The sequence below is a fragment of the Serratia sp. CY31944 genome, assembly GCF_052169175.1.
In the GTDB taxonomy this organism is placed as follows: Bacteria; Pseudomonadota; Gammaproteobacteria; order Enterobacterales; family Enterobacteriaceae; genus Serratia; species Serratia sarumanii.
The window spans coordinates 15707-39499 of sequence record NZ_JBJNLG010000022.1 but is presented as its reverse complement, the minus strand read 5'-3'; the positions used below and the strand labels follow the sequence as shown (position 1 = coordinate 39499).

The window sequence follows — 23793 nt, the reverse complement described above, 5'->3', positions numbered from 1 at the left end:
GCGGAAAGTGACTGCATTATTCCACTGCTGATGCCGTTATAGCAAGGTGACTTTTCCTTAACTGCGGAAGAAATCGCAAACGTTCAAACCGGCTTGCTGCCTTATTGTCCGCTGGGGTTTCGCCCGCCGTCAGAGAGACAGTTAAGCACAGAAAAAGATGTGGCGCTATTCACGCGCTCTATTTAGAATCCCGCACCATGAAAACGAACAATCCAGCAGTACAATTCATCACGATTTCCGACGACGAAGCCGGTCAGAGAATCGACAACTTTCTGCTCGCTCGCCTGAAAGGCGTGCCGAAGAGCATGATTTATCGCATCGTGCGTAAGGGCGAGGTGCGGGTCAATAAAGGGCGCATCAAGGTCGAATACAAATTGGCGGCCGGCGACGTGGTGCGCGTGCCGCCGGTGCGGGTGGCCGAGCGCGAAGAGACGCCGGTGTCGGCCAAGCTGGATAAGGTAGCTGCGCTGGCCGATTGCATTCTGTATGAAGACGACCACCTGCTGATCCTCAACAAGCCTTCCGGCACCGCGGTGCACGGCGGCAGCGGCCTGAGCTTCGGCGTGATCGAAGGGCTGCGCGCGCTGCGCCCGGAAGCCCGCTTCCTCGAGCTGGTGCACCGTCTGGATCGCGATACCTCCGGCGTGCTGCTGGTGGCCAAGAAGCGCTCCGCGCTGCGCTCGCTGCATGAACAGCTGCGGCTGAAGGGCATGCAGAAGGATTATCTGGCGCTGGTGCGCGGCCAGTGGCAATCCCACTGCAAGGCCGTACAGGCGCCGCTGCTGAAAAACATTCTGCAAAGCGGTGAGCGCATCGTGCGCGTCAGCAGCGAAGGCAAGCCTTCGGAAACCCGCTTCAAGGTGGAAGAGCGTTACGAATTCGCCACCCTGGTGAAGGCCAGCCCGATCACCGGGCGCACTCACCAGATCCGCGTGCACACGCTGCATGCCGGGCATCCAATCGCCTTTGACGATCGCTATGGCGACCGCGAGTTCGATCGCCAGCTGGCGGGTACCGGCCTGAAGCGGTTGTTCCTGCACGCCGCGGCGCTGCGCTTCGAGCATCCGGCCACCGGCGAAACGATGCGCATCGAAGCGCCGATGGACCAAGAGCTGCGCCACTGCCTGCAGGTGCTGCGCCGGCAGGTGGCCAAGTAATCCGCGTCAGACCAGCGGGTTGATGCCTTCAGCCCGCAACATCTCAAACAGCGCGATCAACGGCAGGCCGATCAGGGCGTTCGGATCCCGGCCTTCCAACCTGTCGAACAGCGCGATCCCCAATCCCTCGCTCTTGAAACTGCCCGCGCAGTTCAGCGGTTGCTCCAGACGTACATAGGCGGCGATCTCCGCTTCGCTCAACGCGCGAAAATGCACGTGGAACGGCTCGCACAGGGCCTGCACCTGCTTGCTGCGGCCGTTGTACAGCGCCAGGCCGGTATAGAAGGTCACGGCCTGGCCGCTGGCCTGGCGCAGCTGCGCCCGGGCGTTTTCCTCGGTATGGGGCTTGCCGGTGATGTTGCCATCGATCACGCAGACCTGATCGGAGCCGATGATCAGATGCTCGGGATAGGCGAGGGCCAGCGCCTGAGCCTTCGCTGCCGCCAGGCGCAGCACCAGCGCTTCGGCGCTTTCGCCCGGCAGTGGGGTTTCATCCACCTCGGGTGCGGCGCAGTCGAAGGGCAGCCGTAACTTCTCCAGCAGCATTTTTCGATAGGGTGAGGTGGAGGCTAAAAGCAATCTCTGCATAATTTTTTTCGCAAACCGTAGCGTAAATGGGTATGGCATTTTAAACTGTCGGCCGCTGTGGAAGCGAATATTGGTGAAAGGAGCCGTTTTACGGCCTTTTTCTTTGACTCTATGTCGTTACAAAGTTAATATGCGCGCCCTATGCAAAAGGTAAAATTACCCTTGACCATTGATGCGGTACGTACCGCTCAGAAACGCCTGGACTATGCTGGTGTCTATGCGCCTGAGCAGGTTACTCGTGTTGCCGACTCCGTGGTCAGTGTGGACAGTGATGTCGAGGTGTCGTTGTCGTTCAATATCGACAATCAACGCCTCGCGGTGATAACAGGGCATGCGGACGTCACGGTAACGTTGATGTGCCAACGCTGTGGAGTCCCGTTCGAACATCAGGTTCACACAACATATTGTTTTAGCCCGGTCGTCAATGATGAGCAGGCTGAGGCATTACCGGAAGCGTACGAACCGATCGAAGTTGACGAGTTTGGCGAAGTCGATCTGTTGGCGATGATTGAAGACGAAATTATTCTTTCACTGCCTGTCGTTCCGGTACATGAATCTGAACACTGTGAAGTGTCCGAAGCGGACATGGTATTTGGCCAACTGCCTCCCGAGGCGGAGAAACCGAATCCGTTTGCCGTATTAGCCAGTTTAAAGCGTAAGTAATTGAGGAGTAAGGTCCATGGCCGTACAACAGAATAAACCAACCCGTTCCAAGCGTGGCATGCGTCGTTCTCACGATGCTCTGACCACGACTACTCTGTCTGTAGACAAAGTATCCGGTGAAACTCACCGTCGTCACCACATCACTGCCGACGGTTTCTACCGCGGTCGCAAGGTTATCGGCTAAGTAGCGATACCTTGACTCGTCTAACCCTGGCGTTAGATGCAATGGGCGGGGACTTCGGTCCCTGCGTCACAGTGCCTGCTTCGTTGCAGGCACTGGCCTCTAATTTACAGCTTCATCTCCTGCTGGTCGGCAATCCCGACGTCATCTCCCCTTTGCTTGCCCACGCCGATCCGGTTCTTCTGGAGCGTCTGCAAGTCGTGCCCGCCGAGTCCCTGATCGCCGGCGACGCCAAACCTTCACAAGCGATACGCGCCAGCCGCGGCACGTCGATGCGCATTGCGCTCGAGCAGCTCAGCAGCGGTAAAGCGCAGGGCTGCGTCAGCGCCGGCAATACCGGTGCGCTGATGGGGTTGGCGAAGCTGTTGGTCAAGCCGCTGGAAGGCATCGAGCGCCCGGCGCTGATGACGGCGATCCCGAATCAGCAACGCAGTAAAACCGTGGTGCTGGATTTGGGCGCCAACGTCGAGTGCGACAGCACCATGCTGGTGCAGTTTGCCGTGATGGGCGCGGTGATGGCGGAAGAGGTGATCGGCATTGCGCAACCGCGGGTGGCGCTGCTGAATATTGGCGAAGAAGAGACCAAAGGCCTGGATAATATCCGCGAAGCGGCCGCTGTGCTAAAAAATACTCCGGCAATCAACTATATTGGTTACCTGGAAGGAAACGAGCTGCTCACCGGTAAGACCGACGTGTTGGTGTGCGATGGCTTCGTGGGCAACGTCACCCTGAAAACCATGGAAGGGGTGGTCAGGGTGTTCTTATCGCTGCTGAAATCGTCCGGCGACGGCAACAAGCGAGCGTGGTGGCTGAAATTGTTGGGCCGTTGGTTGCAAAAACGGGTGGTTAAGCGGTTCGGCCACCTGAACCCCGACCAGTATAATGGCGCATGTCTGTTAGGATTGCGCAGCACCGTAGTCAAGAGCCACGGCGCTGCGAACCCTCACGCGTTTGCAGTCGCAATCGAACAGGCTGTGCAGGCGGTGCAGCGGCAAGTCCCGGAAAGGATTGCTGCGCGCCTTGAGGCTGTATTACCTAAGAGTGACTGATCGTACATGTATACAAAGATTCTCGGTACGGGGAGTTATTTGCCCGTACAAGTGCGCACCAATGCTGATTTGGAAAAAATGGTGGATACCTCTGACGAATGGATCGTCACGCGTACCGGTATCCGCGAACGTCGCATCGCCGCTGCGGATGAAACCGTCGCGACGATGAGCTTCCAGGCCGCTGAGAAAGCGCTGGAAATGGCAGGTGTGGCTAAAGAAGACATTGGGCTGATCGTCGTGGCGACCACCACGACCACTCACGCGTTCCCGAGCGCGGCGTGCCTGGTGCAGCAAATGCTGGGCATCAAAGACTGCGCGGCGTTCGATCTGGCTGCGGCCTGCGCCGGCTTTACTTATGCGCTCAGCGTGGCCGATCAGTACGTGAAGAACGGCGCGGTCAAACATGCGCTGGTTATCGGCGCGGACGTCTTGTCGCGCACGCTGGATCCTGAAGATCGCGGCACCATCATTTTGTTTGGCGATGGCGCAGGGGCGGTGGTGCTGGGGGCTTCTGAAGCGCCGGGCATTCTGTCTACCCATCTGCATGCCGACGGCAGCTACGGCAACCTGCTGACGCTGCCGTACAAGGATCGCCAGAATCAAGACAAGCCGGCCTATGTCACCATGGCGGGCAACGAAGTCTTCAAGGTTGCGGTTACCGAGCTGGCGCGCATCGTCGACGAGACGCTGCAGGCCAACAACATGGACCGCAGCGAGCTGGATTGGCTGGTGCCGCACCAGGCCAACCTGCGCATCATCAGCGCAACGGCGAAAAAACTGGGCATGGGGATGGACAAAGTGGTGGTGACGCTCGATCGTCACGGCAACACCTCTGCCGCCTCGGTGCCTTCCGCACTGGACGAAGCGGTGCGCGACGGGCGAATTCAGCGTGGCCAACTGGTGCTGCTGGAGGCCTTCGGCGGCGGCTTTACCTGGGGCTCGGCGCTGGTTCGTTTCTGATTTGGACAGGAAGAAAAAATGACGCAATTTGCTTTTGTTTTCCCGGGCCAGGGGTCGCAGACCGTTGGCATGCTGGCCGAGTTGGCCGCACAGTTCCCGATCGTCGAAGAAACCTTCGGCGAAGCCTCTTCCGCCCTGGGGTACGACCTGTGGCAGCTGGTGCAGCAAGGCCCGGCGGAAGAGCTGAACAAAACCTGGCAGACCCAACCGGCTCTGCTGGCCGCCTCGGTGGCGATTTTCCGCGTTTGGCAACAGCAGGGCGGTAAAGCGCCGGCGCTGATGGCGGGCCACAGCCTGGGCGAATACTCGGCGCTGGTCTGCGCCGGCGTGCTGGACTTCAAGGCGGCGATCCGTCTGGTTGAGCTGCGCGGCAAGCTGATGCAGGAAGCGGTGCCGGAAGGCACCGGCGCGATGTACGCCATCATCGGTCTGGACAACGACGCGATCGCCAAGGCGTGTGAAGGGTCTGCGCAGGGGCAGGTGGTTTCTCCGGTCAACTTCAACTCGCCGGGCCAGGTGGTCATCGCCGGCAACAAAGAAGCGGTTGAGCGCGCAGGCGCCGCCTGTAAAGCCGCAGGCGCCAAGCGCGCGCTGCCGCTGCCGGTGAGCGTGCCTTCGCACTGCGCGCTGATGAAACCGGCCGCCGACAAGCTGGCCGTGGCGCTGCAGGACATCACCTTCAATGCGCCGCAGGTGCCGGTGGTGAACAACGTCGACGTGCGCACCGAAAACGATCCGGAAGCGATCCGTAGCGCGCTGGTGCGTCAGCTGTACAGCCCGGTGCGTTGGACCGAGAGCGTAGAATTTATCGCAGCACAGGGAGTGACGTCGCTGCTGGAAGTGGGGCCGGGCAAAGTGCTGACCGGTCTGACTAAACGTATTGTTGACACCCTGACGGCTGCGGCGGTGAACGACACCGCCAGCCTGTCGGCGGCGCTTGAACAATAAAGAGGAAAATGATGAGCTTCGAAGGTAAAATCGTTCTGGTCACCGGCGCGAGCCGCGGTATTGGCCGAGCTATTGCAGAAACGTTTGTGGCACGCGGCGCCAAAGTGATCGGCACCGCGACCAGCGAGAGCGGCGCTGAAGCGATCAGCAGCTACCTGGGCGCAAACGGCAAAGGGTTTATGTTGAACGTTGTTGATGCGCAATCTATCGACAGCGTGCTGGCATCAATTCGCGCCGAATTTGGCGAAATCGACATTTTAGTGAATAATGCCGGCATCACGCGTGATAACCTGCTGATGCGTATGAAGGATGATGAGTGGGAGGATATCCTCGACACCAACCTGACTTCCGTATTCCGCCTGTCAAAAGCGGTAATGCGCGCTATGATGAAAAAGCGGTTTGGCCGTATCATCACCATCGGTTCCGTTGTCGGCACCATGGGGAACGCAGGGCAGGCGAACTACGCGGCGGCTAAAGCCGGTCTGATTGGTTTTAGCAAATCTTTGGCACGTGAAGTTGCTTCGCGTGGCATTACGGTCAACGTCGTGGCACCTGGCTTTATTGAGACGGACATGACACGGGCGTTGACAGATGATCAACGCGCAGGCATTTTGTCATCAGTTCCAGCCAACCGGCTGGGCGATGCTAAAGAAATCGCCAGCGCTGTTGCATTTTTGGCCTCTGATGAGGCCGGCTATATCACCGGTGAAACGTTACATGTCAATGGCGGCATGTACATGATTTAAAAAATGTGAAAACCATTTGCGTTATTTGAGGCAAAAACCGCAAAATAGCGTAAAATCGTGGTTTGACCAGCCGGGATTTAGTTGCATCTTTTTCAGCATTTTATACACTACGAAAACCATCGCGAAAGCGAGTTTTGATAGGAAATTTAAGAGTATGAGCACTATCGAAGAACGCGTTAAGAAAATCATTGTTGAGCAACTGGGTGTTAAACAGGAAGAAGTTTTGAACAACGCTTCTTTCGTTGAAGATCTGGGCGCTGATTCTCTTGACACCGTTGAGCTGGTAATGGCACTGGAAGAAGAATTCGACACCGAGATTCCAGACGAAGAAGCTGAGAAGATCACTACTGTTCAGGCAGCTATTGATTTCATCAACGCTAGCCAGCAGTAAGAGAACATATCTAGGCGGTCGCTCGACCGCCTAAGTTTTTTCTATCCCTAGTGTCATATTTTTCCCTCCCTGGAGGACAAACGTGTCTAAGCGTCGAGTAGTTGTGACCGGACTGGGCATGTTGTCTCCTGTCGGCAATACGGTAGAGTCCACGTGGAACGCTCTTCTTGCCGGTCAGAGTGGCATCAGCCTGATCGACCATTTCGATACCACTGCCTATGCGACCAAGTTTGCTGGCCTGGTAAAGAATTTTAATTCCGAGGATTTCATCTCGCGCAAAGATGCGCGCAAGATGGACGCCTTTATCCAGTACGGTATCGCTGCCGGCATGCAAGCCATGCAGGATGCAGGCCTGGACATCACCGAGGCTAACGCCAGCCGCATTGGAGCCGCGATCGGTTCCGGCATCGGCGGCCTGGGTTTGATCGAAGAAAACCACAGTTCACTGGTTAACGGTGGCCCACGGAAAATCAGTCCGTTCTTCGTGCCATCCACCATCGTGAATATGATTGCCGGTCACCTGACAATCATGTACGGCATGCGTGGCCCAAGTATTTCCATCGCCACCGCCTGTACTTCAGGTGTGCACAACATCGGCCATGCGGCGCGTATCATTGCCTACAATGATGCGGACGTGATGCTGGCCGGTGGGGCAGAGAAAGCCAGCACCCCATTGGGCGTCGGCGGCTTTGGCGCAGCGCGCGCCCTGTCCACCCGTAATGACAACCCGCAGGCGGCGAGCCGTCCGTGGGATAAAGACCGCGACGGCTTTGTGCTGGGCGACGGCGCCGGCATGATGGTGCTGGAAGAGTACGAGCACGCGAAAAAGCGCGGCGCGAAAATCTACGCCGAAGTGGTGGGCTTTGGGATGAGCAGCGATGCTTATCACATGACGTCGCCACCGGAAAACGGCGCAGGCGCTGCGCTGGCGATGGAAAATGCCCTGCTTGACGCCGGTGTGACCCCGTCACAAATCGGCTACATCAACGCGCACGGCACCTCTACGCCGGCGGGCGACCAGGCGGAAGCGCAGGCGGTGAAATCCGTCTTCGGCGCCGATGCAGAGCGCGTGCTGGTGAGCTCGACCAAATCGATGACTGGCCACCTGTTGGGTGCGGCAGGCGCGATCGAGTCTATCTTCACCGTGCTGGCGCTGCGCGATCAGGCGGTACCGCCAACCATCAACCTGGATAACCCGGATGAAGGTTGCGATCTGGACTTCGTGCCTCACGAAGCGCGCCAGGTCAGCGATATGGAGTTCAGCCTGTGTAACTCCTTCGGCTTCGGCGGCACCAATGGCTCGCTGATCTTCCGCCGAGTGTAATTCGCGCTGTGGATAGCTGATGAAAGCCCGGTTTTTTAACCGGGCTTTTTTACGCCTATCGTCTGGACACCAACAGGGCTGCGTATCGCCTCGTCGCCTGCTATTCTGCGAGCGTAATGAAATTACCCGGCAACAGGAGGAAGCATGTACTGGATTAACGGACAACGCCACGATGCGCTGGCGCCGAGCGATCGCGGCCTGCAGTTCGGCGATGGCTGCTTTACTACCGCCCGGGTTATCGATGGTAAAATCGAGCTGCTGCCCTGGCATCTGGAGCGGCTGCAGCAAGCGGCGCAGCGGCTGATGCTGCCCGCCACCGATTGGCTGGCTTTCGAGCGGGAGATGGCGCTGGCGGCCGAATCAATTCCGCTCGGCGTGGTCAAAGCGATACTGACGCGCGGCAGCGGCGGGTGGGGTTACAGCCCGACGGGGTGCGAAAACCCGACGCGTATCGTCGCCCGCAGCAGCTACCCTGCGCACTATTTGCAGTGGCGCGAGCAGGGCATCACGCTTGCGCTCAGCCCGGTGGCGCTGGGGCGCAATCCGTTGCTGGCGGGGTTGAAGCATTTGAACCGCCTGGAGCAGGTGCTGATCCGCGCGCATCTTGACCAGACGGCCGCCGACGAGGCGCTGGTGCTTGACACTGCCGGTATGCTGGTGGAATGCTGTGCGGCTAATTTGTTCTGGCGTAAGGGAAAAGCGGTATTTACCCCGGATCTGAGCCAGGCAGGCGTCGCGGGCCTGATGCGGCGGCGGGTGATCGCGCTGCTGGCGTGCTCGGAATACCGTCTGCAGTGCGTCAGTGAACCGCTGGAGACGCTGGCCGATGCCGACGAAGTCCTGGTGAGCAATGCGCTGATGCCGCTGCTGCCGGTAAACGCTGCGCAATCATGGCGCTATGCTTCGCGCCAGCTGTATGATTTTTTGCGTCCACACTGTTAACCATGGCTGATTGATGAAGAAAAGAAAGCTGAAGGTCCTGTCTATTATTGTTGTTCTGGTATTGGCGCTGCTGTTTTGGGGCTACCAGAAGATCGAACGCTTTGCCGATACGCCACTGGCTATCCAACAAGAAACCATCTTCAAACTGCCGGCCGGCACCGGTCGGGTAGCGCTGGAAGGGCTATTGGTGCGCGATAAGCTGGTGCGCAACGGCCGCTGGTTCCAGTGGCTGCTGAAGCTGGAGCCGGAGCTGGCGGAGTTTAAAGCCGGCACCTACCGGTTCACGCCGGGCATGACGGTGCGCCAGATGCTGAAACTGTTGGCCAGCGGCAAAGAGGCGCAGTTCACCGCACGCTTTATCGAAGGCTCACGCCTGCGTGACTGGCAGCAGGTGCTGCAGCAGTCCAAATACCTGAAACACACCCTGGCGGGCAAGAGCGAAGCGGAGATTGCCGCCGCGCTCGGCATTCCTGCGGGAGAAACGCCGGAAGGGCATTTGTACCCGGATACCTATCAGTATACCGCCGGCATGAGCGACATCGCGCTGCTCAAACGCGCACACGTGCGCATGAACAAAGCGCTGCAGGCCGCCTGGGCCGGCCGCGACACCAGCCTGCCGTATAAAACGCCGGAAGAGCTGCTGACCATGGCCTCGATCGTCGAGAAAGAGACCGCGGTGCCGGAAGAACGCAGCAAGGTGGCGTCGGTGTTCGTCAACCGCTTGCGCATCGGCATGCGCCTGCAGACCGATCCGACGGTGATCTACGGCATGGGCGAAAGCTATAATGGCAACATCACGCGCAAGGATCTGGAGACGCCGACGCCGTACAACACCTATGTGATCGCCGGCCTGCCGCCAACGCCGATCGCCATGCCGGGTGAGGCCTCGCTGCAGGCGGCCGCCAATCCGGCCAAAACGCCTTATCTCTATTTTGTCGCCGACGGCAAGGGTGGGCATACCTTCACCACCAATCTGGCGAGCCATAACCAGGCGGTGCGCGTGTACCGTCAGGCGTTAAAGGAAAAGAATGAAAAGTAAATTCGTTGTTATCGAAGGGCTGGAAGGCGCGGGTAAAACCACCGCGCGCGATACGGTGGTCAATGTGCTGCGCGAACACGGCGTCAGCGACATCGTCTTCACCCGCGAGCCGGGCGGCACGCCGCTGGCGGAGAAGCTGCGCGATCTGTTCAAGCGCGGCATCGACGGCGAATTGCCGACCATCAAGGCCGAAGTATTGATGCTGTACGCCGCGCGCGTGCAGCTGGTGGAAACCGTGATCAAACCGGCCCTGGCGCGCGGCGCCTGGGTGGTGGGCGATCGCCACGATCTCTCTTCACAGGCTTACCAGGGCGGCGGCCGCGGCGTGGATCCGCAGCTGATGAGCTCGCTGCGCGACACCGTGCTAGGGGATTTTCGCCCGGATCTGACGGTGTATCTCGATCTGCCGCCGCTGGTCGGCCTGCAACGCGCGCAGGCGCGCGGTCAGCTGGATCGCATCGAACAGGAGGCGCTGCCGTTCTTCGAACGCACCCGCGCTCGCTATCTCGAGCTGGCGGCGCAGGATAAAACCATCGTCACCGTCGACGCCGCCCAGCCGCTGGAGCAGGTGACCGCGGCGATCCGCGACTGCGTCGGCCACTGGCTGCGGCAGCAGGAAGGCGCATAATGAACTGGTACCCGTGGCTGAACGGCCCTTATCGCCAGCTGATTGGGCAGTACGCCGACGGCCGAGGCCATCATGCGCTGCTGCTGCACGCGGCGGCGGGCAACGGTGATGATGCGCTGGCCTACGGCCTGAGCCGCTGGTTGATCTGCCAGCAGCGCAACGGTGAAAAAAGCTGCGGCGAGTGCCACAGCTGCCGGCTGATGCTGGCGGGAAACCACCCGGATTATCACGTGCTGGCGCCGGAAAAGGGCAAGAGCAGCCTGGGCATCGAGCCGATCCGCCAGGTGATTGAAACGCTGTACGCCCACGCGCAGCAGGGCGGCGCTAAAGTGATTTGGCTGCCGCAGGCGGAACAGCTGACCGAAGCGGCGGCCAACGCGCTGCTTAAAACGCTGGAAGAGCCGCCGGAGAAAACCTATTTTCTGCTGGGCTGCCGTGAGCCGTCGCGGCTGATGGCGACGCTGCGCAGCCGTTGCCTGTATTGGCATTTGGCCAGCCCGGATGAGCAGCTCAGCCTGCAGTGGCTGGGCCGGCAGGCGGCCGGCTCTCAGACGGACCGCCTCACGGCGCTGCGCCTGCACGACGGTGCGCCGCTGGCCGCCGAACAGCTGTTGCAGCCGCAGCAGTGGCAACAGCGCAGCGCCCTGTGCGCCGCGTTGAGCGCCGCGCTGCCGCAGCGCGATATGCTGTCGCTGCTGCCGGTGTTGAACCATGAAGACGTCGCCGAGCGCCTGCACTGGCTGTGCGCGTTGCTGGTGGACGCGATGAAGTGGCAGCAGGGCGCGCATCACTATGTATTGAATCAGGATCAGCAGCCGCTGGTGCATCAACTGGCCAGCCTGCTGAGCAGCGCCTCGCTGCAGCAGATCGTGCAGCAGTGGCTGAACTGCCGCCATCAGCTGCTCAGCGTGGTGGGCGTCAATCGTGAGCTGCTGCTGACCGAACAGTTACTTCGCTGGGAACAGATGCTCGGCGCCGCCGGCTATTCCCAACCTCATTCGCTGTAAAGTAAAAGAGTTAAAAATTATGTTGTTAGTCGATTCTCATTGCCACCTTGACAGTCTGGATTATCAAACGCTGCACCAGAATGTGGACGATGCGCTGGCCAAAGCCAAGGCGCGCGACGTCGGCTATGTGCTGGCGGTTGCCACCACGCTGCCGGGTTACCGTTCCATGACCGAGCTGATCGGCGAGCGCAACGACGTGGCCTTCTCCTGCGGGGTGCATCCGCTCAATCTGGAAGAGGGGTATGATTACGCCGAACTGCGTCGCCTGGCGGCGGCGGAGCAGGTGGTGGCGCTGGGGGAGACCGGGCTCGATTACTTCTACCAGAAAGACAACCTTGAGCTGCAGCAGGACTCTTTCCGCGAACATATCCGCATCGGCCGGGATCTGAACAAGCCGGTGATCGTCCACACTCGCGATGCGCGCGCGGACACGCTGGCGATCCTGCGTGAAGAGAACGCACAGGACTGCGGCGGCGTACTCCACTGCTTCACTGAAGATCTGGCCACGGCCGAAGCTCTGCTGGATCTGGGCTTCTACATCTCCTTCTCGGGCATCGTCACCTTCCGCAACGCCGAACAGCTGCGCGAGGTGGCGCGCTATGTGCCGCTGGATCGCATTCTGGTGGAAACCGACTCGCCTTATCTGGCACCGGTGCCGCATCGCGGCAAAGAAAACCAACCCGCCTATGTGCGCGATGTGGCTGAATACATGGCGGTATTGAAGGGCGTCAGCCTGGAACAACTGGCCGAAGCCACCACCGCCAACTTTTCACGTTTATTTCACCTCGAACTGTGATCTTTGACCTAGGCTATAGCTGTAGGTCATTGTCTGCGTAATTTTTTTTAAGCTCGTAATTAATCACTGAAACGGGTAAGGTTCCCTCCCGTTTCAAGGTGATTGATGCGTGTTTTTTGGTCTGTTTCGCCAAAAAACAGCCGGTTTATGCAAAGTTACCGCGGCTCGATCATCGAAACGTGATTGTCATCAAACATTGCGCAGGCTATTTATTTTACTCTGCGTAATAAATTCAAGGGGTGCTCAGACACCCTGAATTGCAGGGGTTTTTCTCCCCCCCTTGCAGCGCGAATCATCGCGACAAGAAGTAGCAAAGCATTATTACTCAGGAGCACACTCAACTATGTTCAAGAACGCATTTGCAAACCTGCAAAAAGTAGGTAAATCGCTCATGCTGCCGGTGTCCGTGTTGCCTATCGCAGGTATCCTGCTGGGCGTCGGCTCCGCCAACTTTAGCTGGCTACCTGCGGTAGTCTCCCACGTGATGGCGGAAGCGGGCGGTTCGGTCTTCGCCAACATGCCGCTGATTTTCGCCATCGGCGTCGCCCTGGGCTTCACCAACAACGACGGCGTTTCCGCGCTGGCGGCGGTGGTGGCCTACGGCATCATGGTGAAAACCATGGCGGTGGTTGCGCCGCTGGTGCTGCACCTGCCGGCTGAAGAGATTGCGGCCAAACACCTGGCGGATACCGGTGTGCTCGGGGGGATTATCTCCGGCGCCATCGCGGCCTATATGTTCAACCGCTTCTTCCGCATTCAACTGCCGGAATACCTGGGCTTCTTTGCCGGTAAGCGTTTCGTGCCGATCATTTCCGGTCTGGCGGCGATCGTTCTGGGCGTAGTGCTGTCCTTCATCTGGCCGCCGATCGGTACGGCTATCCAGACCTTCTCGCAGTGGGCGGCTTATCAGAACCCGGTCGTGGCCTTCGGCATTTACGGCGTGGTTGAGCGTGCTCTGGTGCCATTCGGTCTGCACCACATCTGGAACGTGCCGTTCCAAATGCAAATCGGTGAATTCACCAACGCGGCGGGCCAGGTATTCCACGGTGATATCCCTCGCTACATGGCGGGCGACCCTACCGCGGGCAAACTGTCCGGCGGCTTCCTGTTCAAAATGTACGGTCTGCCTGCTGCGGCCATCGCCATCTGGCACTCGGCCAAGCCGGAAAACCGCGCGAAAGTCGGCGGCATCATGATCTCCGCCGCGCTGACCTCGTTCCTGACCGGTATCACCGAGCCGATCGAGTTCTCCTTCATGTTCGTCGCGCCGATCCTGTACGTGATCCACGCTATCCTGGCCGGCCTGGCGTTCCCAATCTGCATCCTGTTGGGCATGCGCGATGGCACCAGCTTCTCGCACGGCCTGATCGACTTTATCGTACTGAGCGGCAACAGCAGCAAAATCTGGCTGTTCCCAATCGTCGGCATCGTCTACGGTCTGGTGTACTACACCATCTTCCGCGTGCTGATCGCCAAGCTGGATCTGAAAACCCCAGGCCGTGAAGACACCGCTGCCGAGCAGACTGCGCAGGGCGGTTCCGAAATGTCCGCGGCGCTGGTTCAGGCCTTCGGCGGTAAAGAAAACATCACTAACCTGGATGCTTGTATCACCCGTCTGCGCGTCAGCGTGGCCGACGTGTCCAAAGTTGACCAGGCGGGCCTGAAGAAACTGGGCGCGGCCGGCGTAGTCGTCGCTGGCTCCGGCGTGCAGGCCATCTTCGGCACCAAGTCCGACAACCTGAAAACCGATATGGACGAATACATCCGTAATCACTGATTCAGGCAGGGGAGTTACCAAGGGAGGCGAAAGCCTCCCTTTTTTGTTGTTTATTTTATTGAAAAATATAAGTTTTATATTTTTAATGACCACATTTTTACCCATCTGATTTGCTCTGTGTCTGGCATCTCTATGAAAACAGATGATAAAAAACCCCGCTCAAAGGCGGGGCCGGTTCACAGTGACAGGTTGAGCTGATCACGCCCATAGTGGGACGTGGGGAAGGCGTTTTGCGGGATAAAGTCGGGCGGTAGCTCTTCGCGCGGGCCGCGCTTTGTTACCAGCTTTTCAACGCTGTTTAGCGTCGTGAACGTGATACTGCATTCGAAATTCTGACACTGATGATATTGGCGTATCGTCATTTCACTGAGACGGCGACTGGTGCGGGTGCGGGCCATAGCACCGCAGATCGGGCAAACAAACATGATGGCCTCCCATGGCGGGAGTTGAACTCCCCGTTATTATGGCCGTCACTTCTCACTTTCCGCAATCCATTCAGGTATTTTAGCCTCCAGTTCCAGCCGCGTGGTAAAGCCGTTCCCGTCGATCGAATGGCTTGCCCTGGCGATGATCCAATCCTGATTATCAATATCCGTTTTAAATCCCGATACCGTGCCGTGCTGCTCCGGGTATAAATCGGCGCGGCCATAAGCCAGGGTAAGGGTAAATTCAGCCGCGCCGCGTTTGAGCTGCTGCCATTTTGCAGCCGCGGCACGTTTGGCGGCCGTTTCGTTATTGTAGGTTTTGCGCAGGACATAGACGTTACCGTCGGCCCCCTCGATGTAATCACCCTCGCGGCTGCTGCTGCGCTGCACTTTCTTTTTCGCCGGCTTGCGGGACTTCACCGTGACCTTTTTCTTTTTCCCGAATTCCAGATCGAGCCAGTACGCGCGCACGCCGGTATAGGCATCACGATCGGCAATGCGGAAGGCGTGACGATCGCCGCTGCTGCGGGTGATAGCGAAGGAGGGAAGCGCCTTGCCGTTGGCGCTGACGCCGCCGCCGGGCAGGATAAACAGCAGGCTGCCATTTTTCACCGTGGCAATGGCGCCCAGCATTTCGGCCATGCGCGTCAGGAAGGACATGTCGCTTTCCTGCGTCTGGTCGGCGTGGTCGATCTCCAGATTCATCAGTTGCTGCGAGATGATGGCCTTCAGGTTGTAGCGCCTGGCGATCGCTGACACCACCCGCTCTACGGTGACGTCATGCCAGGACACTTCGCGCTTGACGTTGAACTCGTCGCGAAAATCAGCGCTGCGTGCGGTGATCGTCAGCGTGTCAGGTGGCCCGGCGTGCGCCACTTCATCGACGATAAAAATGCCTTTGTAAACCAGCGCTTCACCGTGCCAGCCCATTGACGCGGACACCTCGGCGCCGCGCGGCGGCAGCAGCAGCTGGCCGTCAGTATCGTCCACGGTGATCGTCAGCTCGTCGGCCTCAAAGCCGCGGTTGTCGGTCATCTCCAGCGACAAGATGCGTTCATCCAGTGCGGTCAGCTCCTTGCCGCCAAGCATGACGCTGAACGCCGGCACGCGCGACAGCTCCGCCTGGTAATCGTTGAACGTGCTGGCGCTGCTACCCAGCAGTGATTTGGCCTTGTCGATTGCGTCAGTAGTCAGTGCCATGGCTCCCCCTTTGGCGCTGATGGTTTCATGCGCGCGCGACGGGGAAAACCGCGCGTTGTTGTCGCCGGCGGATGACAACCACCGCCGCGTGTTGCGCCGGCGTTTTTCGGCGAATATCACCACGAACTCACAAGCATGATGGCGGTACAGTATGACCGACAATTTCTTCCATGGTGCGCGCGTCAAGGAAAACACCGACCTGCAGACTGCGATCAATGACGTTGACTCAACGGTCATTGGTCTGGTCGCTGTTGCGGATGATGCTGACGCAACCACCTTCCCGTTAGATACGCCGGTGCTGATCACGCGGGTAATCAGCGTACTCGGCAAGGCCGGTAAAACCGGTTCGCTCTATAAATCCCTGAAGGCCATTTCCGACCAGGTCAGCACCCGCGTGATCGTGGTACGTGTAGCGGCAGCCGGCACGGAAGACGGCGCAAAAACGCAGTCGCAGCTGATTATCGGCGGCTCCCAGGCGGACGGCAGCTATACCGGCATGTTCGCGCTTTTGACCGCCGAGCAGAAAGTCGGCTACCGGCCGCGCATTCTTGGCGTGCCGATGTACGACACGCAGGAAGTCACCGCACAGCTGCGGGTGATTGCCAAGCAGCTGCGAGCGTTTTCCTACAGCTATTGCGACGGCTGCGAGACCATTGCCGAGGCCAAAACCTATCGCGAGCAGTTTGCCGAGCGTGAGGGCATGCTGATTTGGCCGAACTTCATCGCTTATAACTCGGTGAGCGGCGAGAACGAAGAGTTCCCGGCGGTGGCCTACGCCCTGGGGCTCCGTGCGAAGATCGACAACGAGCAGGGCTGGCATAAGTCGCTGTCAAACGTGGCGGTCAGCAACGTGCTCGGCATTTCCAAAGACGTCTTTTGGGCGCTGCAGGCGGAGGACTCCGACGCCAACGAGCTAAACGCCAACGAAGTCACCACGCTGATTAAGCGTGACGGTTTCCGCTTCTGGGGCAACCGCACTACGGATAAGGACGAGTACATCTTCGAGGTGTACACCCGTACCGCGCAGATCCTGGCGGACACCATCGCGGAGGCGCAATTTACCACGGTAGACAGTCCGCTTACGCCGGCAAACGTCAAGGATGTGGTCAGCGGCATCAATGCCAAGCTGCAGGGGCTGGTCACTGCGGGTCGGCTGATTGGCGCCGCGTGCTGGTTCGATATCGTCGATAACCCGACAACCGGCATTCGGCAGGGCAAAGTTGTGGTGCGTTACAACTACAGCCCGGTGCCGCCACTCGAAGATCTGACCATGATCCAGACCTTCACCGATCAATACTACGAAGCGGCCTTCGCGTCGCTGGGAGGGGCATAAGTGGCTATCCCTAAAAAGCTCCGGCTGTTCACGCTGTATGTAGACGGCACCAACCACATCGGCAAGATCCCCAGCGTCACCTTGCCAAAGGTCACTCGTAAGACGGAGGACTATCAGGGCGGCGGCATGCAAGGCGCCGTAGCGGTAGACCTCGGCCTTGACGGCGGCGCGCTGGATGCGTCGATGGTGGTCGGCGGCGTCGTTGAAGAGCTGATCCTCAAGTACGGCGGCGATATCGACGAAATGCGCCTGCGTTTCGTCGGTGAAATCTACAGCGGCGGAACCAGTTCGCTGATGGAAGTGGAGATGCGCGGCCGCATCACCGAAATCGATCCGGGTGAGGCCAAGCAGGGCGATGACACCAACCACACCTACGCCATCAAGAACACCTACTACAAGCTGTCGGTTGATGATAAGGCGTTGCTGGAAATTGACCTGCTGAACTTCATCTACAAGCGCGACGGGAAAAACCTGTACCCCGATCGCATTGTGTCAGCCCTCGGCCTCGGCGGCTGATCGTTAACCCTTAACCTACTTTGAAGGCGGCACGCGTGGCCGCCAGGAGAACATGCACATGTCAGTAACGCTCACCACACCGATCAAGCGCAACGACAAAGAGATCTCCATCGTCTCTATCACCGACACCATCAAGCAGGCCGGCTCGCTGCGTGGTCTGCGCTTGGTCGACGTGCTCAACTTCGACTATGACGCCGTTTCAACGCTGCTAACGCGCGTCACTGCGCCGGCACTGACCGCCGCCGAGATCGCCACGCTGGATACCGGTGACTTTGTGGCGTTCATTGAAGAGATGACGCCTTTTTTGACCAAAGCGGCGCCGTCCGTACCGAACGTGGCGGAGACGGGGAACAAGTAAGGGAACCGCTGTTTGTCAGCGTTGACGATCTCATCGCTGACATTGCTGTAGTTTTTCACTGGCCGCCCTCCGAGATGTACGGCATGGAGCTGCGCGAGCTGATGGCATGGCGCCAGCGCGCCGCCATCCGCAGCGGCAACCATGACGATGACGAGGATGACCATGGATCTTAGTATTCGCGTCGCGTTTAACGCGATCGACAAGCTCACCCGCCCGGTTAAAGCCGCTAGCAAAGCTGTTAGCGGTCTTTCTGACTCCCTCAAGAAAACGCAAAACGCCGTTAAAGACCTGGACAAGCAAGCCGCCAGCTTTGACCGCCTGCGCTCGCAGGCCAACGACACGGCACAGAAGATCAACCGTGCGAAGCGCGAGTTTAACGGGCTGAATCAGACCGTTCGAGAGGGTGGGCAACTGACCGATGCCCAGGCCGCGCACCTGGAAAACCTGCGCGGCAAACTCACCCGACTGACGCAAACCTACAGCCAGCAAACGGCCAAGCTGCGAGAGGCGGCCCAGGCGGTACGTCAACACGGGATTAATCTGTCTGCCGGCAGCGGTGCGATACAAAGCGCCATCCGTCGAACAGAGCAATATAACCAGCAGCTTGAGCGCGAGCGGCGGCAGCTGGCCGCCGTTACCCAGGCGCAAGCTGGCTACACCCGCGCCAAAGATGCCGCCGGCAAACTGCGCGGCGCCGGCATGGGGATGGTTGCCGGGGCATCGGTTGCCGGGTATACCGGCGGCCGCTTCCTGGCGCCGGCCGTGGGATTCGATGCCGAAATGTCGCGCGTGCAGGCGCTGACGCGACTGGATAAAAGCTCGTCACAACTGGCCGACCTGCGCGCCCAGGCGAAAAAGCTCGGCGCCGAAACGGCCTTTACCACCCGCGACGCCGCCAGCGGGCAGGCGTTCCTGGCGATGGCCGGCTTTACGCCGCAGGCGATTCAGGCCGCGTTACCTGGCGTACTCAACATGGCGCTGGCCGGCGGGATGGATCTCGGTGAGTCCGCGGATATCAGTTCGAACATCCTTTCTCAGTTCCGCCTCGATCCGAAGGAGATGGATCGCGTCAGTGACGTGCTGACGGGGGCATTCACCCGCACCAACACCGATCTGCAGAACATCGGCGAGGCGATGAAGTACGCCGGTACGGGGTTATCTAACCTTGGCGTCAGCGTTGAGCAAACGACGGCAATGATCGGCGTGATGGCGAACGTGGGCCTGCGCGGCAGTATTGCCGGTACTGGGTTGCAAACCACGTTCTCACGCCTGGCCGCACCAACGAAAAAGGCCAACGACGCGCTTAAGGAGTTGGGCGTCACCGTGGCCGACTCCACTGGCAAGATGCGTCCGGCCGAGGACGTTCTCACTGACCTTTACAAATCGATCAAGAAATACGGCGCCACCGATCAACTCTCGTTCTTCAAGGATATCGCGGGCGAGGAAGCCGCGAAGTCATTCCAGGCGCTGGTTTTATCTGCCGGCAGCGGTGAGTTGCAGAAGTTGCTGGCCGACCTGAAGAAATCGCAGGGTGAGGCGCTGAAGGCCGCCAAGGTGATGGCGGATAACCTCGGCGGCGACCTGAAGGAGCTGGACTCCGCCTGGGAAGGTTTTCGTATTCAGGTAGAAGAGACTGCCGACGGCCCGCTGCGCAAACTGACGCAGGGGCTGAGTGAAGCGATCAACGCCGCGAGCCAGTGGGTGAAAGAAAACCCGCGGCTGGCGCAGTCCATTCTGTTGACCGCCGGCGCCGTCACCGCCCTGGTGGCTGTGCTGGGGATCGCCAGCCTGGCGACCGGCTTGCTGATTGGGCCGCTGGCTAAGCTGCGTTTGGGCTTCACATTGCTGACGGGCGGGCGCGGTCTGATGGGAACCATTAGCGCACTGCGGGGCTTCGTTGGCGCCGGCGGCAGCGCCATGGCGAGGGTTAGCGGCTGGTCGCGTGTGCTGGCTTCGCTCTCCGGTGGCTTCCGTGGGCTGCTGGGTTCGCTGGTGCCGCTGCGCAGCATGCTGATGGGTGTATTTATGGCGCCGTCGGCAGCGCTGGGTTCATTGGTGCGTAGTGTGATGGGATTGGCGTTGCGGCTGACGGGCCTGTCAACACTATGGGGCATTCTCACCGGTGCTATTTCAGCGCTGGGGGCGGTGCTGTCGTTCCTGCTGAGTCCGATCGGGTTGATTAGCGCCGCCTTTGTCGCGGCCGGCGTGCTGATTTGGAAATATTGGGAGCCGATCAAGGCGTTCTTTGTCGGCTTTGGTGCTGGCGTCATGACGGCGCTGGCGCCGCTGCGTGAAGCGTTTGCCCGTATTGCGCCGATCTTTGGCGTGATTGGTGACGCCCTCGGCCGCGTGTGGGACTGGTTCACCAAGCTGCTTACGCCGATGCAGACCAGCAAAGACACGCTGGACAAATGCGCCAGCGCCGGCGAGACGTTCGGGCGAGTGTTCGGCACTGCGCTGCAGGTGCTGCTGTACCCGCTGTCAAAACTGATGGATGGCGTGGGCTGGCTGTTGGAGAAAATGGGCCTCATCCCGGATGGCATCGAGCAGGCCAGGCGCAAAGCCGAAGAGCTGCGCAATCAGCCCGCGATGTGGGAATGGGATCCGCAGCAGAAAAAAATGGTGAAGAAGGGGTGGAGCTGGGCCGGCCCCGGTCTGCCTACTGGCCCGGCAACTGTTGATCCGAAGCTGGGCGGCTCGCCACCCCCGGCACTGACTGGCGACACGGGCACGCTACGCCGCCTGAACGAGATCGCCGGCAATACCAAGGCGACCGCCGACAATACCAACGCCACCAAACGCATCGGGCCGGGAGATATCATCTTCAAAAATCTGCCTCGCGCGCTGGCACTGCGTGGGGCGTACCAGGAAGCGCGGGTGATGCCGCAACCGGTGCCGCGTGTGGCGGCCGCTGCCGGCGGCGGGGTACTCTCGGTGCCGTCGGCGTCACAGCCGGCCGCGATGGCGCCCGTGTCCGCGCCTGGTGGCGGTGGCCCCATCTTCCAGTTGGTCTTTAACGACGTCGGCCAGCGTTCGGATCAGGAGCTGGAACGGATGGTGCGCAGCGCGGTGCGCGATGCGATGGCCAGCACAGTCAGGGGCAACCGCGGGTCATTCCGCGATCGAGATTAACGGGAGTCAAAACATGATGATGGTATTCGGGATGTTCGTTTTTACGCTGCGCACGGCACCGTATCAGCAGCTGCGCCATTCGCAGGACTGGCGCCACGTCAAAAACGATCGCATTAACCAGTCTGCCGGCTGGCAGTATATCGGGGCGGGGGATGACAGTATCACGCTTGACGGCGTGCTCTACCCGGAGATCACCGGCGGCAATCTGTCGCTGTCGAGTCTGGAAACGATCGGCTTTACCGGTCGGCCATGGCCGCTGATTGAGGGGGACGGGCGAATTTACGGCATGTACGTGATGACGCGGTTAGAGCGTGGTAAGTCGGAGTTTGATCGCTACGGCAACCCGAAAAAAATCGAGTTCTCCATCAGCCTGAGCCGTGTCGACAGCGATTTTCGCGAGAAGCTGCAAACGACGTCAGCGAGTGACGTGCTCGGTGAGCTGCGAACCAGCGCCAGCCAAGCGATCAACTCGGTGACAAAATCGGTAAACGGTCTGTTCGGGTGAGGTATAGCGCGATCTGACTGTACTCGATACCGGCAGATATAGACAGCGCCGGCTGTACTGCAGGAGAAGAAAAAGCCCCGAAAGGGGCTTTTTTATGCGGCGCGATACCAGCACATCAGCTTGATGTGGCTTTCAACAATGCTAAATTCCTGGCCGCCGCCGACCTCGGCAGACGCCAGTTCGAGGCTGTGGCTGTGCTTACCAATGTCTACCGTGTGATTGTGCTTGCCAATATCGACGGTGTGACTGTGCTTGCCGTTCTGACTTGTCCAGTTTCGGGTGCGGTGGCTGTCATTGTCCGAACCGACGACGTAATCGCCATCCCACGCTTCACCGGGGGCCACCATGCCGCCCTGGTGCGCGTGCTCGCCGCCTTCTGACGTCCATTTCGTACCGTGGTCAAATTCCGACGCCCACCTGGTGCCGTGGTCAAACTCGCCCACCTGGCCGCTGACGCCGTGGTTGTGCTTTGGCATATTCTCGACACTCAGTGTCGCCGTATCTGCGCCGCCCGTTCCCATCACATCGGAGCCATCTTCTTTAGCGATTCGGATCGACTTATTTTCACCGGTGTAATACCAAAGCGTGCCGGGCCACTGCTTGTTAGGGTTGAGGAACGTCGCGAAAAGCTTCACTTCACCGATGGGATACATTTCATCAAATGTGACCTTCTGGCGCGCCAGCTCGTAGGCATCGTTTGCACGCTGTACTGCCTGCCGCACCTGGTTATTCACATATTCGACGGTGGCCATAACAACCGTCGGATCGATAATCAGCTGAATGGCCGCAGTGCTGCTGACGGCGATCACTATTCTGATGGTCTGAATTCTGCCGGAACCTTCTGCCGACGTTGGTTTGTACGACGGCGGCAGATTACAGACGGCAATGAGTGCGCCGGTATCGTCAAATACCCCCGCCTCGCGACACCAGAATCCGCCGACGGCGGCCGGTATCGTCATTTCTGCGATGATCTGATTAGGGGCGCGGTCATCAATCCGTAGTGCGTTAATCGGCGTTCTATACCGTTCGCCGAGTAATTCCGTTTGCCCCGGCTCCGGTGTCGGTGATGTGCCAAGCCCATCGCCAACCGCGGCATGGGCAATATTGATTTTTTCACCATTTGCCGTTGCTGCTGCAATTTTGTTCGCGCCGACATCGGTAATGATGCTGATATACTGCGGCATGCGTCCCCCTAGCTAATCCGTGATAAAACTTCAGCATCGCGGCGGGATGCCCCCGTCAGTAACGTGAAATCCCTGAATGAGCCGTCGCAACTCTGCATGAATCCGCTGCCCTGCTTCACGTCGAACATGACATTACCCACATAAACAAATCCTGCATCACGCAACGACGCGAGCGCTCCGGTCGGCGACTGCGCCGTATTTTTTTCGCCACCGTTTTCAAACGCAGTGATCGTACCCGCCGCAATATCAAAATACGCTGCCGAGGGGATATAGGCTTCGTACGGTTCGCGAGCCACCGTGATCGCCGCGCCTGGGCTGCCTTGATTGATAAAATTGCTGGCGCGCGTGCCGTAGCGCCAGGCTTCGCGAATGCCAGTTGAGTACGGGCTTGCGATCACGCGCATATAGGCCAAACCTAAATTGGCCAGGCTTAACCCCGCCGTCAGGCCGACGGAGTCCATTGGGTCGGTATCCATCGCCAGCATTGAAATTGCGTAGGTGTTCGTATCGCCATGCTGGATTGTTTGCGCGTGCTCGCTGCGCAGGTACCCGCCGGCATACGCCGCCACCTTCACGCGAATCGACCGGCTGTTGCGATCGAACAGTGGCAGCTCCTGCGCCGGTGGGGTATCGAGCTGCTGTTTGACGGCAATAAAGTCATCGCCGCGCAGGCCGTAAACCTTTAGAACAGAGACGCCATCCGCAGCAAGTTTAACTCCGAACATCGGATTGATAGCCAACATCACCTTTTGATAAATCGCATTTGCAACCAGCATTTCAAAACGTGCCAGGCAACCCGCTTCATCGAAAATAACGCCCCCGTCCGCCATAACGCGGGCTTTGTGCGCGGCGTAAAGCTGCTCGGGACTCAGAATATACGGGCTGAGGTCGAACCCCTTTCGCTTTCCGTTATACGGTGAGCGCGTGTTATTAATTATCGCCAT

26 protein-coding genes are annotated in these 23793 nt (G+C 59.2%); 21 read left to right on the top strand and 5 right to left on the bottom strand.

Annotated elements, in window-relative coordinates; genetic code table 11:
• The first annotated feature begins 197 nt into the window (after nt 1-197).
• A complete protein-coding gene (rluC, locus tag ACJ8IN_RS20480; protein ID WP_033646448.1) occupies nt 198-1157 on the top strand; it encodes a 23S rRNA pseudouridine(955/2504/2580) synthase RluC in 960 nt (319 codons plus the stop codon).
• A 6-nt stretch (nt 1158-1163) separates the two neighbouring features.
• Here rluC and ACJ8IN_RS20475 read toward each other — a convergent pair whose 3' ends face one another.
• Nucleotides 1164-1745, bottom strand: a complete 582-nt coding sequence (locus ACJ8IN_RS20475) for a Maf family protein (RefSeq protein ID WP_052475412.1) — start codon at nt 1743-1745, stop codon at nt 1164-1166.
• Nucleotides 1746-1886: 141 nt separating this feature from the next.
• On the opposite strand from ACJ8IN_RS20475, the gene yceD reads away from it, so the two are divergent.
• The 14 genes from yceD (at nt 1887) to ptsG (ending at nt 14196) form a co-directional block, all read left to right on the top strand.
• Nucleotides 1887-2408 (top strand): 23S rRNA accumulation protein YceD, encoded by a 522-nt coding sequence (gene yceD / locus ACJ8IN_RS20470; RefSeq protein ID WP_004927780.1) that lies wholly within the window; start codon nt 1887-1889, stop codon nt 2406-2408.
• A 16-nt stretch (nt 2409-2424) separates the two neighbouring features.
• Nucleotides 2425-2592, top strand: a complete 168-nt coding sequence (gene rpmF / locus ACJ8IN_RS20465; protein ID WP_004927778.1) for a 50S ribosomal protein L32 — start codon at nt 2425-2427, stop codon at nt 2590-2592.
• 11 nt (nt 2593-2603) lie between these two features.
• Nucleotides 2604-3638, top strand: a complete 1035-nt coding sequence (gene plsX / locus ACJ8IN_RS20460; RefSeq protein WP_103829396.1) for a phosphate acyltransferase PlsX — start codon at nt 2604-2606, stop codon at nt 3636-3638.
• 6 nt (nt 3639-3644) lie between these two features.
• A complete protein-coding gene (locus tag ACJ8IN_RS20455) occupies nt 3645-4598 on the top strand; it encodes a beta-ketoacyl-ACP synthase III (protein WP_025302411.1) in 954 nt (317 codons plus the stop codon).
• An 18-nt stretch (nt 4599-4616) separates the two neighbouring features.
• Entirely contained in the window at nt 4617-5546 is a 930-nt protein-coding gene (fabD, locus tag ACJ8IN_RS20450; protein ID WP_442519519.1) for an ACP S-malonyltransferase, read from the top strand.
• An 11-nt stretch (nt 5547-5557) separates the two neighbouring features.
• Entirely contained in the window at nt 5558-6292 is a 735-nt protein-coding gene (gene fabG / locus ACJ8IN_RS20445) for a 3-oxoacyl-ACP reductase FabG (RefSeq protein ID WP_016928193.1), read from the top strand.
• A gap of 154 nt (nt 6293-6446) precedes the next feature.
• Nucleotides 6447-6683, top strand: a complete 237-nt coding sequence (gene acpP / locus ACJ8IN_RS20440; RefSeq protein WP_004719003.1) for an acyl carrier protein — start codon at nt 6447-6449, stop codon at nt 6681-6683.
• A gap of 82 nt (nt 6684-6765) precedes the next feature.
• Entirely contained in the window at nt 6766-8007 is a 1242-nt protein-coding gene (gene fabF / locus ACJ8IN_RS20435) for a beta-ketoacyl-ACP synthase II (RefSeq protein ID WP_033638042.1), read from the top strand.
• Nucleotides 8008-8151: 144 nt separating this feature from the next.
• Complete coding sequence (gene pabC / locus ACJ8IN_RS20430; RefSeq protein ID WP_308325629.1) at nt 8152-8949, top strand: aminodeoxychorismate lyase; 798 nt, start codon at nt 8152-8154, stop codon at nt 8947-8949.
• Nucleotides 8950-8962: 13 nt separating this feature from the next.
• Nucleotides 8963-9988 carry an endolytic transglycosylase MltG gene (gene mltG / locus ACJ8IN_RS20425; RefSeq protein ID WP_033646443.1) on the top strand — a complete coding sequence of 342 codons (1026 nt, stop codon included), beginning with the start codon at nt 8963-8965 and terminating at the stop codon, nt 9986-9988.
• A complete protein-coding gene (tmk, locus tag ACJ8IN_RS20420; protein ID WP_033646442.1) occupies nt 9978-10616 on the top strand; it encodes a dTMP kinase in 639 nt (212 codons plus the stop codon). Before mltG ends, tmk begins: the two co-directional genes overlap by 11 nt.
• Nucleotides 10616-11623 (top strand): DNA polymerase III subunit delta', encoded by a 1008-nt coding sequence (gene holB / locus ACJ8IN_RS20415; protein ID WP_033638046.1) that lies wholly within the window; start codon nt 10616-10618, stop codon nt 11621-11623. Before tmk ends, holB begins: the two co-directional genes overlap by 1 nt.
• 19 nt (nt 11624-11642) lie before the next feature.
• Entirely contained in the window at nt 11643-12419 is a 777-nt protein-coding gene (locus ACJ8IN_RS20410) for a metal-dependent hydrolase (RefSeq protein ID WP_016928186.1), read from the top strand.
• A gap of 343 nt (nt 12420-12762) precedes the next feature.
• Complete coding sequence (gene ptsG / locus ACJ8IN_RS20405; RefSeq protein WP_016928184.1) at nt 12763-14196, top strand: PTS glucose transporter subunit IIBC; 1434 nt, start codon at nt 12763-12765, stop codon at nt 14194-14196.
• Between the two features lie 176 nt (nt 14197-14372).
• Here ptsG and ACJ8IN_RS20400 read toward each other — a convergent pair whose 3' ends face one another.
• Nucleotides 14373-14621 carry an ogr/Delta-like zinc finger family protein gene (locus ACJ8IN_RS20400; RefSeq protein WP_308325630.1) on the bottom strand — a complete coding sequence of 83 codons (249 nt, stop codon included), beginning with the start codon at nt 14619-14621 and terminating at the stop codon, nt 14373-14375.
• A 45-nt stretch (nt 14622-14666) separates the two neighbouring features.
• The gene (locus ACJ8IN_RS20395) at nt 14667-15821 is read right to left on the bottom strand and encodes a phage late control D family protein (RefSeq protein ID WP_308325631.1); all 1155 of its coding nucleotides are present in this window, start codon (nt 15819-15821) and stop codon (nt 14667-14669) included.
• 151 nt (nt 15822-15972) lie between these two features.
• Between ACJ8IN_RS20395 and ACJ8IN_RS20390 the strand changes: the two genes are divergently transcribed.
• Genes ACJ8IN_RS20390 through ACJ8IN_RS20365 form a run of 6 tightly spaced genes read left to right on the top strand, consistent with a single transcriptional unit; the run spans nt 15973 to nt 21665 of the window.
• Nucleotides 15973-17154 (top strand): phage tail sheath subtilisin-like domain-containing protein, encoded by a 1182-nt coding sequence (locus tag ACJ8IN_RS20390; RefSeq protein WP_308325632.1) that lies wholly within the window; start codon nt 15973-15975, stop codon nt 17152-17154.
• Nucleotides 17155-17670: a phage major tail tube protein gene (locus ACJ8IN_RS20385; RefSeq protein ID WP_048233361.1), complete on the top strand. Its 516-nt coding sequence runs from the start codon at nt 17155-17157 to the stop codon at nt 17668-17670.
• 58 nt (nt 17671-17728) lie between these two features.
• Nucleotides 17729-18028: a phage tail assembly protein gene (locus ACJ8IN_RS20380; protein WP_308325633.1), complete on the top strand. Its 300-nt coding sequence runs from the start codon at nt 17729-17731 to the stop codon at nt 18026-18028.
• A gap of 8 nt (nt 18029-18036) precedes the next feature.
• The gene (locus tag ACJ8IN_RS20375; protein ID WP_072055827.1) at nt 18037-18201 is read left to right on the top strand and encodes a GpE family phage tail protein; all 165 of its coding nucleotides are present in this window, start codon (nt 18037-18039) and stop codon (nt 18199-18201) included.
• On the top strand, nt 18191-21160 hold the full coding sequence (locus ACJ8IN_RS20370; protein ID WP_308325634.1) for a phage tail tape measure protein: 2970 nt from the start codon (nt 18191-18193) through the stop codon (nt 21158-21160). Before ACJ8IN_RS20375 ends, ACJ8IN_RS20370 begins: the two co-directional genes overlap by 11 nt.
• 13 nt (nt 21161-21173) lie before the next feature.
• Nucleotides 21174-21665, top strand: coding sequence for a phage tail protein (locus tag ACJ8IN_RS20365; protein WP_188239911.1), 492 nt, complete (start codon nt 21174-21176; stop codon nt 21663-21665).
• A 92-nt stretch (nt 21666-21757) separates the two neighbouring features.
• Here the strand turns inward: ACJ8IN_RS20365 and ACJ8IN_RS20360 are convergent, their stop codons facing one another.
• A complete protein-coding gene (locus ACJ8IN_RS20360; protein ID WP_308325635.1) occupies nt 21758-22849 on the bottom strand; it encodes a phage tail protein in 1092 nt (363 codons plus the stop codon).
• Nucleotides 22850-22857: 8 nt separating this feature from the next.
• On the bottom strand, nt 22858-23793 hold the full coding sequence (locus ACJ8IN_RS20355) for a hypothetical protein (protein WP_308325636.1): 936 nt from the start codon (nt 23791-23793) through the stop codon (nt 22858-22860).

Coding starts and splice junctions, on each gene's coding strand:
- ACJ8IN_RS20360 (WP_308325635.1), bottom strand. CDS start 22,849: ATGCCGCAGTATATCAGCATCATTACCGATGTCGGCGCGAACAAAATT.
- ACJ8IN_RS20390 (WP_308325632.1), top strand. CDS start 15,973: ATGACCGACAATTTCTTCCATGGTGCGCGCGTCAAGGAAAACACCGAC.
- ACJ8IN_RS20395 (WP_308325631.1), bottom strand. CDS start 15,821: ATGGCACTGACTACTGACGCAATCGACAAGGCCAAATCACTGCTGGGT.
- ACJ8IN_RS20380 (WP_308325633.1), top strand. CDS start 17,729: ATGTCAGTAACGCTCACCACACCGATCAAGCGCAACGACAAAGAGATC.
- acpP (WP_004719003.1), top strand. CDS start 6,447: ATGAGCACTATCGAAGAACGCGTTAAGAAAATCATTGTTGAGCAACTG.
- ptsG (WP_016928184.1), top strand. CDS start 12,763: ATGTTCAAGAACGCATTTGCAAACCTGCAAAAAGTAGGTAAATCGCTC.
- ACJ8IN_RS20455 (WP_025302411.1), top strand. CDS start 3,645: ATGTATACAAAGATTCTCGGTACGGGGAGTTATTTGCCCGTACAAGTG.
- ACJ8IN_RS20355 (WP_308325636.1), bottom strand. CDS start 23,793: ATGGCGATAATTAATAACACGCGCTCACCGTATAACGGAAAGCGAAAG.
- fabD (WP_442519519.1), top strand. CDS start 4,617: ATGACGCAATTTGCTTTTGTTTTCCCGGGCCAGGGGTCGCAGACCGTT.
- tmk (WP_033646442.1), top strand. CDS start 9,978: ATGAAAAGTAAATTCGTTGTTATCGAAGGGCTGGAAGGCGCGGGTAAA.
- ACJ8IN_RS20410 (WP_016928186.1), top strand. CDS start 11,643: ATGTTGTTAGTCGATTCTCATTGCCACCTTGACAGTCTGGATTATCAA.
- ACJ8IN_RS20370 (WP_308325634.1), top strand. CDS start 18,191: ATGGATCTTAGTATTCGCGTCGCGTTTAACGCGATCGACAAGCTCACC.
- rluC (WP_033646448.1), top strand. CDS start 198: ATGAAAACGAACAATCCAGCAGTACAATTCATCACGATTTCCGACGAC.
- fabG (WP_016928193.1), top strand. CDS start 5,558: ATGAGCTTCGAAGGTAAAATCGTTCTGGTCACCGGCGCGAGCCGCGGT.
- mltG (WP_033646443.1), top strand. CDS start 8,963: ATGAAGAAAAGAAAGCTGAAGGTCCTGTCTATTATTGTTGTTCTGGTA.
- ACJ8IN_RS20400 (WP_308325630.1), bottom strand. CDS start 14,621: ATGTTTGTTTGCCCGATCTGCGGTGCTATGGCCCGCACCCGCACCAGT.
- pabC (WP_308325629.1), top strand. CDS start 8,152: ATGTACTGGATTAACGGACAACGCCACGATGCGCTGGCGCCGAGCGAT.
- ACJ8IN_RS20365 (WP_188239911.1), top strand. CDS start 21,174: ATGATGATGGTATTCGGGATGTTCGTTTTTACGCTGCGCACGGCACCG.
- yceD (WP_004927780.1), top strand. CDS start 1,887: ATGCAAAAGGTAAAATTACCCTTGACCATTGATGCGGTACGTACCGCT.
- ACJ8IN_RS20475 (WP_052475412.1), bottom strand. CDS start 1,745: ATGCAGAGATTGCTTTTAGCCTCCACCTCACCCTATCGAAAAATGCTG.
- rpmF (WP_004927778.1), top strand. CDS start 2,425: ATGGCCGTACAACAGAATAAACCAACCCGTTCCAAGCGTGGCATGCGT.
- holB (WP_033638046.1), top strand. CDS start 10,616: ATGAACTGGTACCCGTGGCTGAACGGCCCTTATCGCCAGCTGATTGGG.